At 64.4% G+C, this 15,875-nt stretch carries 14 protein-coding genes, 1 tRNA gene and 1 pseudogene; 7 read left to right on the top strand and 9 right to left on the bottom strand.

Annotated features, from left to right (window positions below; genetic code table 11):
* The first annotated feature begins 82 nt into the window (after positions 1-82).
* Complete coding sequence (locus ACUYV6_RS12460; RefSeq protein ID WP_449278990.1) at positions 83-661, top strand: hypothetical protein; 579 nt, start codon at positions 83-85, stop codon at positions 659-661.
* Between the two features lie 31 nt (positions 662-692).
* On the opposite strand, the gene ACUYV6_RS12455 is transcribed toward ACUYV6_RS12460, so the two are convergent.
* Positions 693-1,394: an NRDE family protein gene (locus ACUYV6_RS12455; RefSeq protein ID WP_449278989.1), complete on the bottom strand. Its 702-nt coding sequence runs from the start codon at positions 1,392-1,394 to the stop codon at positions 693-695.
* A gap of 144 nt (positions 1,395-1,538) precedes the next feature.
* Between ACUYV6_RS12455 and ACUYV6_RS12450 the strand changes: the two genes are divergently transcribed.
* The gene (locus tag ACUYV6_RS12450; RefSeq protein ID WP_449278988.1) at positions 1,539-1,853 is read left to right on the top strand and encodes a DUF4342 domain-containing protein; all 315 of its coding nucleotides are present in this window, start codon (positions 1,539-1,541) and stop codon (positions 1,851-1,853) included.
* Between the two features lie 6 nt (positions 1,854-1,859).
* Here ACUYV6_RS12450 and ACUYV6_RS12445 read toward each other — a convergent pair whose 3' ends face one another.
* Both ACUYV6_RS12445 and ACUYV6_RS12440 read right to left on the bottom strand, forming a co-directional pair.
* Complete coding sequence (locus tag ACUYV6_RS12445) at positions 1,860-2,948, bottom strand: Rv2578c family radical SAM protein (RefSeq protein WP_449278987.1); 1,089 nt, start codon at positions 2,946-2,948, stop codon at positions 1,860-1,862.
* 124 nt (positions 2,949-3,072) lie between these two features.
* Positions 3,073-3,483, bottom strand: a complete 411-nt coding sequence (locus ACUYV6_RS12440) for a hypothetical protein (protein WP_449278986.1) — start codon at positions 3,481-3,483, stop codon at positions 3,073-3,075.
* 286 nt (positions 3,484-3,769) lie between these two features.
* Between ACUYV6_RS12440 and ACUYV6_RS12435 the strand changes: the two genes are divergently transcribed.
* Entirely contained in the window at positions 3,770-6,796 is a 3,027-nt protein-coding gene (locus ACUYV6_RS12435; RefSeq protein WP_449278985.1) for a lamin tail domain-containing protein, read from the top strand.
* 67 nt (positions 6,797-6,863) lie between these two features.
* On the opposite strand, the gene ACUYV6_RS12430 is transcribed toward ACUYV6_RS12435, so the two are convergent.
* Positions 6,864-7,901 (bottom strand): NYN domain-containing protein, encoded by a 1,038-nt coding sequence (locus ACUYV6_RS12430; RefSeq protein WP_449278984.1) that lies wholly within the window; start codon positions 7,899-7,901, stop codon positions 6,864-6,866.
* A 381-nt stretch (positions 7,902-8,282) separates the two neighbouring features.
* On the opposite strand from ACUYV6_RS12430, the gene ACUYV6_RS12425 reads away from it, so the two are divergent.
* The 3 genes from ACUYV6_RS12425 (at position 8,283) to ACUYV6_RS12415 (ending at position 12,095) form a co-directional block, all read left to right on the top strand.
* The gene (locus tag ACUYV6_RS12425; protein ID WP_449278983.1) at positions 8,283-9,383 is read left to right on the top strand and encodes an NAD(P)/FAD-dependent oxidoreductase; all 1,101 of its coding nucleotides are present in this window, start codon (positions 8,283-8,285) and stop codon (positions 9,381-9,383) included.
* 269 nt (positions 9,384-9,652) lie between these two features.
* Positions 9,653-11,326 (top strand): DUF222 domain-containing protein, encoded by a 1,674-nt coding sequence (locus tag ACUYV6_RS12420; protein ID WP_449278982.1) that lies wholly within the window; start codon positions 9,653-9,655, stop codon positions 11,324-11,326.
* 100 nt (positions 11,327-11,426) lie between these two features.
* Positions 11,427-12,095 carry an esterase/lipase family protein gene (locus ACUYV6_RS12415; protein WP_449278981.1) on the top strand — a complete coding sequence of 223 codons (669 nt, stop codon included), beginning with the start codon at positions 11,427-11,429 and terminating at the stop codon, positions 12,093-12,095.
* A 130-nt stretch (positions 12,096-12,225) separates the two neighbouring features.
* On the opposite strand, the gene ACUYV6_RS12410 is transcribed toward ACUYV6_RS12415, so the two are convergent.
* Both ACUYV6_RS12410 and ACUYV6_RS12405 read right to left on the bottom strand, forming a co-directional pair.
* Positions 12,226-12,717, bottom strand: a complete 492-nt coding sequence (locus ACUYV6_RS12410) for a GNAT family N-acetyltransferase (protein ID WP_449278980.1) — start codon at positions 12,715-12,717, stop codon at positions 12,226-12,228.
* Between the two features lie 99 nt (positions 12,718-12,816).
* Positions 12,817-12,891, bottom strand: a tRNA-Gln gene (locus ACUYV6_RS12405).
* Between the two features lie 250 nt (positions 12,892-13,141).
* Here ACUYV6_RS12405 and ACUYV6_RS12400 point away from each other — a divergent pair.
* Complete coding sequence (locus tag ACUYV6_RS12400; RefSeq protein WP_449278979.1) at positions 13,142-13,288, top strand: hypothetical protein; 147 nt, start codon at positions 13,142-13,144, stop codon at positions 13,286-13,288.
* A 60-nt stretch (positions 13,289-13,348) separates the two neighbouring features.
* On the opposite strand, the gene ACUYV6_RS12395 is transcribed toward ACUYV6_RS12400, so the two are convergent.
* The 3 genes and pseudogenes from ACUYV6_RS12395 to ACUYV6_RS12385 all read right to left on the bottom strand — a co-directional run.
* Positions 13,349-13,816, bottom strand: a complete 468-nt coding sequence (locus ACUYV6_RS12395) for a hypothetical protein (RefSeq protein WP_449278978.1) — start codon at positions 13,814-13,816, stop codon at positions 13,349-13,351.
* Between the two features lie 201 nt (positions 13,817-14,017).
* Positions 14,018-15,334, bottom strand: coding sequence for a thymidine phosphorylase (locus tag ACUYV6_RS12390; RefSeq protein ID WP_449278977.1), 1,317 nt, complete (start codon positions 15,332-15,334; stop codon positions 14,018-14,020).
* Positions 15,334-15,753 (bottom strand): annotated as a pseudogene (locus tag ACUYV6_RS12385) (cytidine deaminase); the annotation flags it as partial. The gene ACUYV6_RS12390 and the pseudogene ACUYV6_RS12385, both read right to left, overlap by 1 nt.
* Positions 15,754-15,875: the final 122 nt, after the last annotated feature.

Below are 15,875 nucleotides of genomic sequence, written 5' to 3'. Positions count from 1 at the left end.
CCTTCGATCGGAGGAGGCGGCGCCGGGAAGTGCGGCCTCTCGCAGGATGCCTCTGATGTCGCGTCGCGCCCAAGCTGGGGGCATGAACGATCTACACTTCAACTCCGTCGTGACGGGAATCCTTATCTGCGAGATCGGGTTCTGGGTGCTGCTGCTCGGCGGGCTCGCGGCCCGCTATCTGCTGCGCTGGCGGCGAGTATCGACGGTACTGCTGCTGTGCGTTCCGCTGTTGGACGTGCTGCTGCTCTCGCTCATCGCGTGGGATCTGCTCGTGAACGACGCGACCGCCGATTTCACGCACGGACTCGGCGGCGTGTACCTCGGCTTCACCGTGGCGTTCGGGCATCAGATCATCAGCCGGGTGGATGCGCGTTTCGCGCACCGCTTCGCCGGCGGACCCACCCCGGTGAAGCCACCGAAGTCGGGGCTCGCCCAGGTGAAGTACGAGTGGGGTCAGTGGGCGCGGATGCTGCTGTGCGCGGCACTGACTTCGGCCGTGCTGGGCGGGATCGTGCTGCTCGTCGGCGATCTCGCTCGCACCGGTGAGCTGCTCGGCTGGATCGGCAGGATCTGGCTCGTCACCGTCATCTGGTTGATCGGCTGGCCGGTGTGGGTGACGGTCGGGCACTTCGGCCGGACCCCGGCCGAGGCACGTCGGTAGCGCGACAGGGATCAGGTGGGCCCGGCTGCGCTCAGCCGTTCTGCCGCTCCGGCAACCACCACTCGACCCGCGCCCCGCCGTCCCAGACCTCCCCGAGGCACACCAGCTCCGATTCCGTCGGGAACCCGTGCACCGAGTTGTCCCGGATGATCGCCCGGTCGTCCTCCCACGGAAGCTCGGCGCTCTGCTCGAGTACGGCCCGCCAACTCTCTCGCCAGGCGTCATCGGGAAGCCCCGCGAGTGCACTGAACTCGGGCAGCCAGGTGGCAATCCGGGTCGTATTCGTGTCGTCGAGCTCGCGGTGGGCGATCATGTGCACGCCGGGTGAAACCTCCGTGCGGCGCAGTTCGTCGCCGTCCCACTGGGTCAATCGAACCGACGGCCCCTGCACCTCGATGAGGTTGAAGCTCTGGGTGTTCGGACGTTCGGGAAGCGACTCCCCCGCAACAGATGCGAGCGGGATCGTGCCGCGCGATTCGAGTTCTGTGGTGCCCGGCGCCGGGTCGACGTTCTCGGGTCGGTTCAGGATCACCGACAGCCCGCCTGCTCTTGGCCGGGCGGCGAGCCAAGCCCCGCCTGCGAGGCGATCCCTCACTCCGATGACATCGGGCAGCTCGTTCGGCCACCATTCCCCTGGCGGATCCCAGAGGCGGTGCGGGTCTTCATCCCGAATCGCGAGGATCCTGACCTTCGTCCCCTCGCTCGCAGGAACTTCGACGATGACCGTGCACATGGATTCAGACTAGCGACACACGCTCAAGACCCGATATCGCGCTCGAACTCGAACCAAGAACAACTGAACACTAGGCTTTCGAGAATTCCTAGGGTCGGCGCTATACGGTTTCAACACGATCATCCTTCGAAAGGCGGCCGCCCGATGACAAACAACACCAACGACAACTGGTACGAAGAGTTCAAGGTCAAGGGCGACGAGCTCATGGCCAAAGTACGAGAGCTCATCGAGGAGGGGAACGCCCGACGGATCTACATCAAGCGGGAGAGCGGGGAGACGATCTTCGAGATCCCGCTGACTGCCGGTGTCGCCGTTACGGCCGCCGGGGCGCTGCTGGCACCGATCCTGGTAGCGGTCGGCGCCGTGGCCGCGCTGGCTACGAGCGTGACCATCGGAGTCGAGCGGCCGAAGAACCCGGACGATGTTGATGACACCGACGGAGACACTCACGCTTCATAGAAGTCCTCAGAAGAGCGTCGGAGCAGTCGACAACGCAGCCGACGGAATCTGCCGAGCGGCCGCGCCGGCCAACGACGCCGCAGGCACGCCCCGCTCGACCGACGTTCGCGTCGCGCTCCCCCGTCGCTCCAGGCCGAACCGACGCATGATGGGCCGGATTCGACCAGCCAACTGCATCCGATACTCCTTTGTCGCGCGCACGCTCGTACCCGGATACAGGCGCCGGTACTCGGGCACCAACTCGGGGTGCTCGCGCTCCAGCCACTCGAAGAACCACGGCTTCACGTGCGTGCGCAGATGCAGCGGCCCGTAGATCACCGAGGTCGCCCCCGCATCGGCGATGTCGCGCAACAACCCCGTCAGCTGCGGAACCGAGTCGCTCAGATATGGCAGCACCGGCATCACGAACACCTGGCACGAGAACCCCGCGGCGGTCGCGGCAGCGATGGTGTCCAGGCGGGCGCGCGTCGTCGGCGTGCCGGGCTCGATCGACTGCTGCAACTCGTGGTCACCGATCGCGATCGACATGGCCAGCGAAACGGGCACGCGCGATCTCGCCTCGACCAGCAGCGGCAGATCTCGCCGCAGCAGCGTCCCCTTCGTCAGGATCGAGAACGGCGTTCCCGATGCGGCGAGCGCCTCGATGATCCCGGGCATGAGTCGATACCGTCCCTCGGCGCGCTGGTACGGGTCGGTGTTGGTGCCGAGCGCGACGTGATCCCCCGTCCAGCTCGGGCGCGCGAGCTCGCGCTGCAGCACCTCGGCGACGTTCACCTTCACGACGACCTGCGAGTCGAAATCCTGCCCGGTGTCGAGATCGAGATACCGATGCGACCCCCGGGCGAAGCAGTACACGCAGGCGTGCGAGCACCCGCGGTACGGGTTCACCGTGTAATCGAACGGCATCGACGACATGCCCGGCACCTTGTTCAGCGCGCTCTTCGCAAGCACTTCATGGAAGACCATCCCCGCGAACTCCGGCGATCGCACCGTACGCAGATGGCCGGGCATGGCTGCGACTTCCGCGAGCTCGAGACCCGGCAGCGCGCTCTGCCGCTGCTTCGCCGCCGTCACCGTCTGCCCGCTCCACCTCATGCGAATCATTCGAACATATATTCGAATGAGGAGCAAGTGGAATAAGGTGCGAAGATCCTCCGGCGCACTGCGCTCGCGCATCGTGACGGGAGCAGGCGAGCCGAGGACGGCTTGAGGATCGGCGTTAGCCCTGCACGCTCCGCCGCGCACGAGGCCGGCGCGTCTGCTGCAGGAGCAGAGCCAGCCCCCCAGCTGCTGCACCCCATAAAGCATTGAGTGCCAGCATCGGAACGATCGCAATCGGATTCGCGAGCGGTCCTTCCAACTGCCCATCGAGGATCGGCGAAAGGATCCCACTCAGCGCAATCGCGAGCACCGCATACACGACCCCTGCGAAAAGCAACGTCAGGAGCGGTTGCGCAACCTTCGACAGTCCGACGACGAGCACCCACACGGCCGAGATCACGAGCGTCGCGATCACCGGGAATGCGGCACCGAGATCGATACCGAGCTGGTCGAGCACGATACGGGATACGGGGCGGATCAGCGCGAACGCACCGAGCCCGACGATGAGTAGCCAGTTCAGAGATTTCATACGGACCACGCTAGGTTTCACTTTGGTCCGCGCCCACGGTGCTATCCGGAGAGATGGTTCCGGAAATCCGGAAGAATCGCGGTCACGACGAAAGCCTCCGCACCGCACGTGCCAGAACAACGCCTCTAGCCGGAGATCTCTGACTCTTCACCCCGGAGCCTCCCGCGGTTCACCCCGGCGATGCTTCGCATTGCCAGTCTGGTCAACGGCCCGTCCGGCGCTTGCCGCGCGCCACCGGCCGGCCAGCCTCGACAACCCACCCCTGACCGAAGGAATCGCACCGCACATGCTGCCCCTCCCTCTCCACCGCCGGCGCATCCGATCTCGGCGAGCATACGCGGCGCACGCCGTCACACTCTCGGCGTGCGCCGCCCTCGTCCTCCCGCTCGCAGCAGCGACACCTGCGGCCGCCGCACCCGAGACCTCGATCGTGATCAACGAGGTGATCCAGAGCAACGACGCGATCGATGACGCGGTCGAACTGATGAACATCGGCGACGCCGCCGTAGACGTCTCGGGCTGGGTCGTCGCCGATGACCAGGATCGCGAGCCCCGGCTCGCGCTTCCTCAGGGCACCGTCATCGAACCTGACGAGTTTCTCGCCGTCACGGTCGACGTGCCGGGCCCCGAGGGCTTCGGTCTCGGCAAGGAGGACATGGCTCGGCTCCTCCTCCCCGACGGCTCAGAGGTCGACCGCTTCACCTGGAGCGGGCACCAGCCCACCTCGTACGGGTTGAACCCTGACGGCGTCGGAGACGTCGCGGTCACGAGCGAGGCGACACCCGGCGCGCCCAATGCGTTCGCGCCGGCCGGTCTGAACGAGATCGTCATCAACGAGGTGGGCTCGAACGGCGGTGATCCGGGCGACTGGGTCGAACTGGTCAACACCGGAGACACCGTCGTCGACCTCGAGAACTGGGTGCTCTCGGACGACGACGACGCGCATCAGTACCGCCTCCCCGCGGGCACCAAGCTCGATCCCGGCGAGTATCTCGCGCTCGACGAGGCTGTCGCAGAGTCCGACACTCCTGGCGACGAGGCCGAAGGCTTCGATTTCGGGCTCGGCGGAACCGATCGCGCTCGCCTGTTCCTCGCGGACGGCTCCACCCTCGTCGATGAAGCCTCCTGGGAGGGTCACAGCCTGCCGTCGCTCGGACGCTGCCCGAACGGCGTCGGCGACTTCGAGACGACCGCCTCGGCGACGAAGGGTGCGGCGAACGACTGCGCAGCACCCGACGTACCCGCCGTCGTCATCAACGAGATCGAGACGAGCGGAGGTACGCCAGACGACTGGATCGAGTTTTTCAACACGGGCGACGAGATCGTCGACCTTGCGGGTTTCGTCGTACGCGACGATAGCGATGCCGCCGACCACAGCTGGGAGTTCCCGACGGGCACCGAAATTGCACCGGGCGAGTTCCTCGTCGTCGAGAGCGCAGATCTCGGCTACGGCCTCGGCGCCGCTGACCAGGCCCGCCTCTTCCTGCCCGGCGGCTTCACCGCGGTCGATCAGCACGCTTGGGACGCGCACTCCCCCACGACGATCGGTCGTTGCCCCGACGGTACGGGCGACTTCCGCGACACCACCGCGTCGACCAAGGGTGCGCCGAACGACTGCAGCGCCGCAGTGCGCATCAACGAGGTCGAATCGAGCGGAGATCCTGACGGAGACTGGATCGAGCTCGTCAACGCCGGCTTCGAGCCCGAAGATGTCTCGGGCATGAACCTCCGCGACGGCGGTGCCGACAATGACGCGATCGTGCTGCCCTCCGAAACAGTGATCGCCGCCGGCGAGTACCTGCGCGTATTCACCGAGCCGACCTTCGGCCTGGGTGGTAACGACCTCGTACGCCTCATCGATGTCGACGGCACCACCGTCATAGACGAGACCGAGTGGACCGGCCACGCGGCGGTCACCTGGGGCCGGTGCCCTGATGCGACGGGCGCCTTCGGTCAGACCCGCGAGGCGACCCCGGGCGCCGCGAACGCCTGCGCTGGCGATCTCATCTCCGAAGCCTGGCCGGGTGCTGAGGAAGTCTCTGACGCGGACGCTGCCGGCGCCTTCAGCGACGACATGAGCGGGCTCGCGTTCGATCCCTCATCTACTGCCGACCTCGGCATCCTGTGGGCCGTCAACAACGGCGCGGGAACGCTGCACCGGCTCGCACTCGTCGATAACACGATCTCCGAAGACGTCAGCACGGAGAACGTGAGCACGGACGACATCAGCGCAGGGAGCATCAACGCCGAGAACGCAAGAGCAGCAAACGTCGCCAGGGAGGGCGGCCGGAAACTGCGTTACCCCGACGGCACCGGCACGGTGGATGCGGAGGCCGTCGCGCTCGCAGGCGAGGCCGACGTCGTTTTCGTCGGTTCGGAGCGCGACAACGACGGCAGCGGCAGTCGGCCCTCCGTGCTGCGCTACGAGATCGACCCTTCGGGTGACGAGCTCGTAGCCTCCCACGAATGGAACCTGACGACCGAGTATCCAGGCATCGGCGCGAACTCCGGCATCGAGGGCCTCTCCTGGGTTTCGGACGCCGCTCTCGTCGAGGGCGGGCTCGTCGACAGCACGACCGGGGAGGCCTATGATCCGGACGCCTACGGGTCGCACTCGGGCGGAGTCTTCTTCGTCGGCGTCGAGGCGACGAGCACCGTTGCCGGATACGTACTCGAAGACGGAGGTGCGTTCACCCGAGTGACCGAGTTCGACACCGCGTTCCCGGGTGTCATGGAGCTTGAGTACGAGCCCGCTACGGGTGAGCTCTGGGCGATCTGCGATGAGGTGTGCGATGGCCTCTCGCAGACCTTCTCACTGGATCGCGGCTCCTTCGTCGAGACGGCCGCGATCCGCCCGCCATCGGGCATGGACACCTCGTACGCCAACGAGGGGCTTGCGTTCGCCCCGCAGTCGATGTGCACGGACGGCGCGAAGCCCACTGTGTGGGCCGACGATGCTACGACGAACGGGCACGCGTTCCGGATCGGCGCCCTGCACTGCGAGGGGTCGAATGGTGGCGGCTCGGATGATGACGACGATCAAACCGGCGGCGGCTCCGATGACGCCGGCAATGATAACGAGGGCGAGAACGGCGCAGGTGGCAACGGCGCAAGTAACAATGGCACGGATGGCAACGCTGCAGATAGCAATGGTGCAGCACAGGCCGGCGACAGCCGTTCTGACCGGGCCGACCGGCTCGCGACCACCGGTGACGGCGGCACCGCGATCCTGCTAGCCGCAATCGCAGCGATCCTGCTGGTCGCAGGAGGAACGGCACTCGGGCGGCGGCGCATCGCTCGCGCACGCGGCTGATCAGAAACCGCAGACCCAACCCGAGGAATATCGAGGGCCGTCGCCTATCCCGCGCGACGGTCCTCGTTCACTCCGCCTGGTCGCGCAGACGAACGAGGCGCTCGTGGCCGGATTCTTCGAGCTCGGCGACCTCTGAACGCGACTTCAAGAAATCGGAGAACGATCGGAAGCCGAGCGACTTCTCATTGAATGACGGATCCATGCGGCGCATCTGTTGCTTCACCGCAGAGCTGTAGAGCCACCCCGAGTCGTCTTTGTCCTGACTCAGCCAGAGCGCCCGAATCAGCAGACCGGTGACCTCGGTCTCGAGGTCCTCCACGGTCTCCTCCTCCGGAGCAGTCACGGTTCCGGCATGCGTTCCCTGCCCACCGCGCGAACGCCGCGCTCGGCGAGACTGTCCTGAGCTCTGACGCTGCTCCTCGGACGACACGTCGGCCGGCCCCTCGGCTCCGCCCTCGGCGGAAGCTTCAGCTGGTCCGTTCGCCGGCGCCCCGGCCTGCACGGCGGTCTGGGAGCTCCGCTTCTGCTCGCGCTGCGGCGCACTAATGCCCGGCAGTGAGTCGTAGGCGGCGAACTCATCGCATGCTGCAGTGAGGGATTTCGCGGTGGATCCGGCGACCCCGATGCCGACGACGTAGCGGCCGAGCCGCTTGCATCGCTGCGCGAGCGGCACGTAGTCAGAATCGCCGGCAACGATCACGACGTGGGTGAGGTCGTCGAGCCGGAACATGTCCTCGACCGCGTCGACGGCAAGGCGGATGTCGGCACCGTTCTTCGCATACGCCGCCGCCGGGAACAGCTGCACGAGGTCCACGGCGCGGGAAACGAGCTGCGTACGGTAGTCGGCATTGATCGCTGACGACCAATCCGCATAGGCCCGGGTGAGTACGAGTGTGCCGAAGGATGACGCGTAGTCGATGATCGCTCCGACGTCGATGACTGCCGCCTGCAAGCGCGCTGCAGTCTCTGCGTCGGTGGGATCCTCAGTGATCCGCTGACGATCACGACTGAATGAGTTGCGCCCGTGCACCCGGTCGTACCAAGAGAGAACGATGTTATCGAAGTCGAGGTAGACCGCCACGCGGCCATTCTGAGTATCCGGCACGGTTCCAGTGTGACAGGGATTGCCTGAGGTGTCAGCGGGAGTTCTTCGCAGGCATGAAGCGATGATCGGCGGTATCGCACAGCGGCCTCGCACAGCGGCCTCGCACAGCGGCCTCGATCCCTACTCTGGTCTCTTCGGCGCTCTGGCTTCAACTCCCGCCCAGACATATGCTTCTCGCATGATGCCGCATGATGCCGCATGATGCCGCATGATGCCGCATGGCGCGCGCATACTGCCGAATGGCTCTCGACCACGACGCCACGGCGTTTTGCGCGGTCCTGCATTGATCCGGACACATTTGGCCTTATGATGGTCGATAATCGATAACCCACAGTCGAAACACGAAAGCTTCCCCACCGACTCACACGAAGGACGAACTTGATGCGAACCGTAGACGCCGTTGTCATCGGCGGCGGGTGCATGGGCACCGCCGCGCTGTACCACCTCACGCAGAAGGGGCTCACCAATGTGCTCCTGCTTGAATCCTCCACTCTGGGAAGCGGTTCCACGAGCAAGGCGGCTGGCGGTATCCGCGTGCAGCACAGCGATGAGTTGAACATTCAGATCGCGCTTCGCTCGATCCCCGAGTTCGAGAACTTCGAGGAACTCACCGGCACCCCGATCGGTTTCCACCAGGTGGGTTACATGTTCGTCGTGAACAACGAAGAGGACATGGCAGAGGTCCGCAAGTCGGTCGAGATGCAACAGCGGCTCGGCGCCCCCTCCGAGATTCTCACCCCCGAGCAGGCTGGTGAGAAGGTACCCGGGATGCGCATCGACGACCTCGTCGGCGCCTCGTTCTGCCCGATCGAGGGCTACGCCACCCCCGAAGCCGTCGTGCAGGGCTACGCCACCGCCGCCCGCAAGAACGGCGCCAAGATCGAGAGCGGCGTGAGGGTGCTCGAGATCCTCACTGATGATCAAGGCGTGAGCGGTGTCCGCACCGACAAGGAGACCATCGAGACCCGCCAGGTGATCATCGCCGCGGGCACCGGCAGCACTGAGATCGCTGCGACCGCCGGACTTGACCTCCCCGTCCATGCCGTACCCCGCATCGTCTACTACAGCGGCAATTCAGTCGGAGTTCCGCAGGATGCCCCCATGACCATCGACTTCGCGACGAACTTCTACTTCCACCGCGAAGGCGAAGGAATGATCCTGGGCTCCCCCGCCTCCGAGATCGAGGATTTCTCGGAACTCGCCTTCGATCGCTTGCCCACCATCGAAGACGCTGAGATCCAGTCGTCATGGGTCGGCGACTACGAGATGAGCCCCGACCACAACGCCATGGTCGGCTCGGCCTCGACTCCCGGCCTGCACTACGCGACCGGCTTTTCCGGACACGGGTTCCAGCAGGCCCCCGCGATAGGCCTCCATCTCGCAGAAGCGGTGCTCGGTGAAGAGCACTCGATGGATCTCTCGGCACTGAGCGCAGACCGCCTCGCACGCGGTGAGACCCGTACGGAGAAGTTCGTCATCTAGGGCGGGGCGGCGAGCGCGGACCGGCGAACACGGACCGGCGAACACGCCGACACCACCCATATGCCTGTGGGCCGGCTCTACTTCGGTGGAACCGGCCCACAGGCATATCTCGTGGCTGATGCGCGTCTCAGGGATCCCTAACTCTTGCAGGATGCTCAAGTCTTGTAGGGGCTCAAATCTTGTAGGGTGCCCGACAAAGTCGACTTGGGACGAGTTGTAGCTTTCCAAGAAGTTCACGGGACCGTTGAAATCATGCGGCTTCTGAGTCAATGAATGTCGGAGGTGCGTGGTGGAATTCAGTCATGAGAACCTCCCCGTACACGCACCCGCATACGGCGGAACTGTCACGCCTCGAGCATCTCGAGCAGCGCAGACGTTCGGACGATGCAGAACGTTTGCGCGCGATCGGCCGACTGGTCACTCGGGTTCTCGCCTCGCAGCCAGCCCAGGCGCCGCAGGAGTCTCAGGATCCACGGGCGTCTCAGGAGTCTCAGGAGTCTCAGGATCCGAGGGGCTCTCAGAAGAGGCGAGATGCCCGCAGTAATCGCGAAGTGGCCTATCGCTCTCTCCGTGCGGAGATAGCTCTCGTACTTGGAACGAGCGAGTACCAGGCTGATCGACTCATGGATCTGGCCTACCGTGCAACGGAACAGTACTCTGCATTGATCGCGTCCTTATCGTCCGGCGCGATCTCCATACAGCACGCTCAGATCATCGCAGACGAAGGCACGATCATCGGTCCAGGTTACGACCCCATCGTCACAGCGCGCCGAGCAGAGTACGAGGATGCAGTTCTCACCGCAGCGACGCTGGAGACACCGAACCGTTTGCGTCCGATCGCGAAGCGCCTTGCCGAGGCATGTGCAGAATCTCCACTCGAAGTGCGCCAAGAGCAGGCTTGCGCTCAACGCCGAGTCACCGTTACTGACGCCGGTGACGGCATGGCTGATCTTTATGCGCATCTCCCCGCCATCGAGGCCTACGCGATTCATGACCGACTCACCCGCATCGCAAAGTCCGCAAGCCGAGGTGAGCGCATCGTTTCTCAGCTGACAGGAGCGCCTGAATCGGAGTCGACGCCGTCAGCGTCAATGATTGAAACGGCTGCATCTGCATCTGCATCTGCATCTGCATCTGCATCTGCAGCAGCATCAGCGTCAACAGCCAGTGCACGTGATGAGCGAACTCGTGACCAGCTTCGCGCGGATGCCCTTTCCGACCTTTTGCTCTCCGCTGATCCATTCAGGCTCACTGGCGGGCGTCCCGCCGAATCCATTCACGCCCGTATCCAGCTCATCGCGCCGGTTGATCTCATCGACCACCCCCACCCCGACCTCAACAATGCTGCAAGCACAGCGGATCGGCCGACGGAAGCCCTGGGCGAATGCGCAGGGTACGGCCCGATCGCTGCTCCGAGCATCCGTGAGCTTGCCGCTCATAACGCCGTCTTCGAACGAGTAGTGACTGACTCCAGAACCGGCGACGTCATCGCAGTTGATCGATATCGACCGAGCGAGCAGATCCGGCGCAGGCTTCGTGCCAGAGACCAAAGGTGCCGCTTCCCAGGGTGCCGGGTTCCGATCCACCGCTGCGACCTCGACCATACCGTTGATGCGGCCAAGGGCGGCCCAACTTCCACAGACAATCTCGGTGCGCTCTGCCGCGGCCACCACACTCTGAAGCATCACTCTGCTTGGAGCGTGCGCCAATCTCTGGGTGGAGTGTTCACTTGGACGAGCCCCTCCGGCAGAATCCACGTCGATCACCCACCCGGATGGTTTGCGCCTGTCCCCCGGCGACGAGTGTTCAGAGCCCAAATACCCGCCCCAACTGAATCACGAGAGCAACAAGCTCCCCGCCGATCGGGGTTGGCGCCTATGAAGCGAACGAGTCGCGTGCGATTCGAAACAGAGCACCCGTTTCAAGCAGAGCAACCGTTCTAAATGGAGCACCCGTTCTCAACGGAGCATCTGTTCTCAGCGGAGCATCTGCTTCCTTTCCCGCAGTAGGCTGTCGTTCGAGACGCCGCCGAGGAGTGCACGCATGAATGTCGCGCGTAAAGCCGCATGGTGGGTTGCAGACTACCTGTATGCAGCCCGATGGCAGGTTCTCGCCTTCATACGCAGGCCTGATCCGCGCAGTTTCATGGATGGCGACCGAGCGCCGATCCTCATCCTGCCTGGTGTCTATGAACCGTGGCGCTTCATGCTCCCATTGATTATGGATCTGCACAGCTCGGGGCATCCGGTCCACGTGCTGGACCCTCTTCGGAACAATCGCCTCGCCGTCGCTGAGGGTGCAGAGATTGCAGATAACTACCTTTCGACGCACGACCTCGACGGAGCTGTCATCGTGGCGCACAGCAAGGGTGGGTTGATCGGGAAGCACGTCATGTCGTTCGGAATCTCCGCCTCTCGCATCCGCATGATGGTCGCGATTGCGACGCCTTTCAACGGATCCCGCTACGCACGCTTTCTGCTTGGACCAACTCTTCGGGCTTTCTCCCCGCGCAACTCCACAGTGGCGCTACTCACTCGTTCCCTCGATGCGAACGCGCGAATCGTGTCAGTCTTCCCGCACTTCGACCCGCACGTACCCGAGAGCAGCAATCTCGTCGGCGCCAAGAATGTGCAGATCGAGACCGGCGGGCACTTCCGCATTCTCAAGCATCCGCGGACCATCGCCGAGGTGCTTCGCGCGGCGCAAGGGTGATCGCACCGTCACGTGAACTACGCGCGCTCGCCGCTCCTTAGCATCTGATCACCAGTGCACGGTCGCCGGCACCGGATCACCGGATCACCGGATCACCGGATCACCGGATCACCGGATCACCGGATCCTGGTTACACACCGGATCGAGGTTGCGCCCCGAAGTCCTGCAGGTAGAGCAGCATTCGTTCCTCATGCCCAGGCTCGGTGTTCATAAACCCATGCCGTTCGTAGAAGCGCCGAGCATCGGCGTCTGCTTCGTCGACATTGATGTGCATTTCCTCGCCACCACGATCCCGCATCTCGCGAAGCGCGTGACTGAGAATCGCGGTTCCGAAGCCTCGGGAACGTTGATCAGGTCGCACATACAGCTCATCGAGAACCGCAAGCGGCCCATCGGAGTAGATCGTGGGCCTGAGAGTCACAAGCGCATACCCATGCAATGCTCCGTGGTCACTAAGCAGCACGGCATACCCGGCGGTCGATTCAAGGATCGCCGTGAAGCGGGGTACGAGTTGCGCCTCAGTTGGGCAGGACGCGTCGAACTCCGCGTTGAACTCGATCTGCAACTGAGCGAGCGCACGAGCGTGCTCGATGCCAGCGAGCCGAGTCTGCGCGACAGTCATACTCCCAGTCTGCGGCGAATGATTAGACGTGTCGAGGACGAACCGGACCGGAATGGAGGATTCCCCGTCCATCTCGTTGGATGATCAGGGATTTTCTTATGGCTGGGATACCAGGACTCGAACCTAGAATGACGGTACCAGAAACCGTAGTGTTGCCAATTACACCATATCCCAAGGCATTGATCAGGGCCTCTCCGAAGCTCTGCAACGAGAGACAACTCTACCCGCAATCGGATCAGAACTCAAAACAACACCCTTCCATTTCCGTAGAACCGGCGTACCGTGGAAGTACCCCTCATGGAGGAGGTGCATCATGAGAAACGCAATCGCACACAAGCGCCGCGCGGGTCTCCGCAAGTCCCCGCAACTAGACCACACTGTTGCGAGGCCGAACCGCACAGTGGCTCGGAAGCAAGGAAGAGTCTTGGACCATCCTGTGCTCGACGGGGCGATTGGGGATGCGCGCATCGAGCACGGCGTTGAGAACCCCTGGCGGGGTCTCGACGATCCAGCGCTCGTCGTACACCCTCGTTGGAAGCGTCGTCGCGGCTGGCACTGGTTCTGGGAGTAGGTCCCTGAGGGACACCGCCGAGAGCGCACCGTTGCTACAGACGGTGCGCTCTCTGACCATCTACCCCCAGTCGTCCGCTGTGATCTGACGAATTCCGTCGTCGTGTAGGACAAATTGGGCCCGCAGGGTCGGGCCGTGAGCCTGGCATTCGTGCGCCATCGCTTTCGCCCAAGCCCGGTCTGAGGTGGTGAAGCCCTCGGACCCCACTCGTTCCCAGACCAGTACCAGAGATGCACCTTCCAGAAGTTCACGAATCATCGAGGCTCGCTCGGCGAGCACCCGAGCAGCGGTCACGGTCCCGAGATCATCGGTCTCCTCAGTCTCATCGGGCCCCTCCGTGAGCCCTTCGATCGGAATCAAAGGGTCGAGCAGCCGGTGGTCGTCGCCGAGCACGAGCAGCCACGTTTGGCGCTGATCGGCACTACCGAGTAGCAGGCCGAGTACCTCTTGCAGCCTTGCATCGGTGTCCAGCGGAAGTCGGGAATCGAGTACGGTGCGGGTGCCTCGAGCGTCTGCATGATGTGTCATGCAAGTAAGTCTGAACGACCTCGGGCGCACATGGGACCGTCAGTGCGAATCTGTGGAGAAACGCACGAAAATGCACATTGTGAGGCGAGATCGAACAGAGACGCAGGAACCAGGAGCGACGCACGATCGAACAGCCACGCAGGGTCGAGCCCGCATGCGGATCGAGCCACGCAGGATCCACGAACCGCGCGAGACTCGCGCCTAGCTCGTGATGCGCTCCCGCACGAGCGGCGCGGGCGAGCCGGTGGTGGCCACCGGATCGATCTCCCAGGCGTCTTCAACGGCCTCCAGCGCGCGGTCGAAGCGGGCCGCGTCATCGGCGGAGAGAGTGAAGAGCGGTTGCCCCTGCTCCACGCGCTCCCCCGGCTTCTTGTGCAGGTCGATGCCCGCGGCATGCACCACCGGATCCTCAGGTCGTGCCCGCCCCGCACCGAGTCGCCAAGCTCCGATGCCGAACGGCAGCGCTTCAAGCCGAGTCACGACGCCCGAGACGGGCGCCACAACGGTGAGCGTCTCACGGGGCTCCGGCAGCACGGCGTGCGGGTCGCCACCCTGCGCCTCGATCATGCGGTTCCACGCATCCATCGCGCGGCCGTCATCGAGGGCACGGGCAACTTCTGCAGGATCCACCCCATCGGATCCGCCGACACCAGCAAGCGTGAGCATCTCGCAGGCGAGCGCCAGCGTGAGCTCGCGAATATCGGCGGGACCGCCTCCGGCCAGAACCTCGACGGATTCCCGCACTTCGTTCGCGTTGCCGATCGCGAGACCCAGTGGAACATTCATGTCGGTCAGCAGCGCAGTCGTGCGCACGCCGGAATCCTCCCCAAGCGCGACCATGGTCTGCGCAAGCTCACGCGCCTGCTCGAACTCCTGCATGAACGCACCCGAGCCGAACTTCACGTCGAGTACGAGCGCGTCAGTACCCTCGGCGATCTTCTTCGACATGATGCTCGAAGCAATGAGCGGGATCGAGTCGACCGTGCCGGTCACGTCGCGCAGGGCGTACAGCTTCTTGTCGGCCGGTGCGAGCCCCGATCCTGCCGCGCAGATCACCGCCCCCACGTCGCCGCCCAGCTGAGCGAAGATCTCCTCATTCGACAGAGCCGCTCGCCACCCCGGAATCGACTCGAGCTTGTCGAGCGTTCCGCCCGTGTGGCCGAGGCCGCGGCCCGAGAGCTGCGGAACCGCGACACCGAAGGACGCCACGAGTGGCGCGAGGGGCAGGGTGATCTTGTCCCCCACTCCTCCGGTCGAGTGCTTGTCGACCGTGGCCTTCCCCAGTGCTCCGAAGCTCATGCGCTCCCCCGACGCGATCATCGCATCCGTCAGCACACGTATCTCGTCTCGCGCCATGCCTCGCTGAAACACCGCCATCGCGAACGACGCCATCTGCGCGTCGGTGACGTAGCCCCGGGTGTACGCATCGACCATCCAGCGCAGCGCCGGCTCGGGCACCGCCCCGCCATCGCGCTTGGCCCGGATCACATCCACGGCATCAAACGGTTCGACACTCATCAGGTTCCCTCCAAATCGTCACGACGCGCCGCCTCATCCAGATCACGCGGACCGAACGCATCGGGCAGCACCTGCTCGATGGTGCGAATGCCCGACACAGTCTCGAGCAGCATGCCCTGAGCCGCATGTTCGAATAGGAGCTGCCGACACCGCCCGCAAGGCATGATCGTTTGCCCCTCGCCATTCACACATACGAAAGCGACGAGTCGCCCGCCGCCCGACATGTGCAGCGCCGAGACGAGCGCGCATTCGGCGCACAGCGTCAATCCGTACGAGGCGTTCTCGACGTTGCAGCCCGCAATAACTCGGCCGTCATCGACGAGCGCGGCCGCTCCGACCGGATACTTCGAGTACGGCACGTAGGCGCGGTCGAGCGCTGTGACGGCTTCCGAACGCAGAACCGCCCAATCGGCTTCGGTGGCGGGATCGGCTGTGCTGGCTGAATCGGCTGTATCGGCTGAATCAGCTGTGCTGGCTGTGTCGCCTGTCCTGGCTGAATTGGCAGTGCTGGCGGTGCTGGCCGCACCAGCAGGATCGGCTG

This window comes from Leucobacter sp. GX24907, from assembly GCF_053567335.1.
The sequence above is the reverse complement of the archived record's forward strand: the minus strand, read 5'-3'. Positions and strand labels throughout refer to the sequence as shown.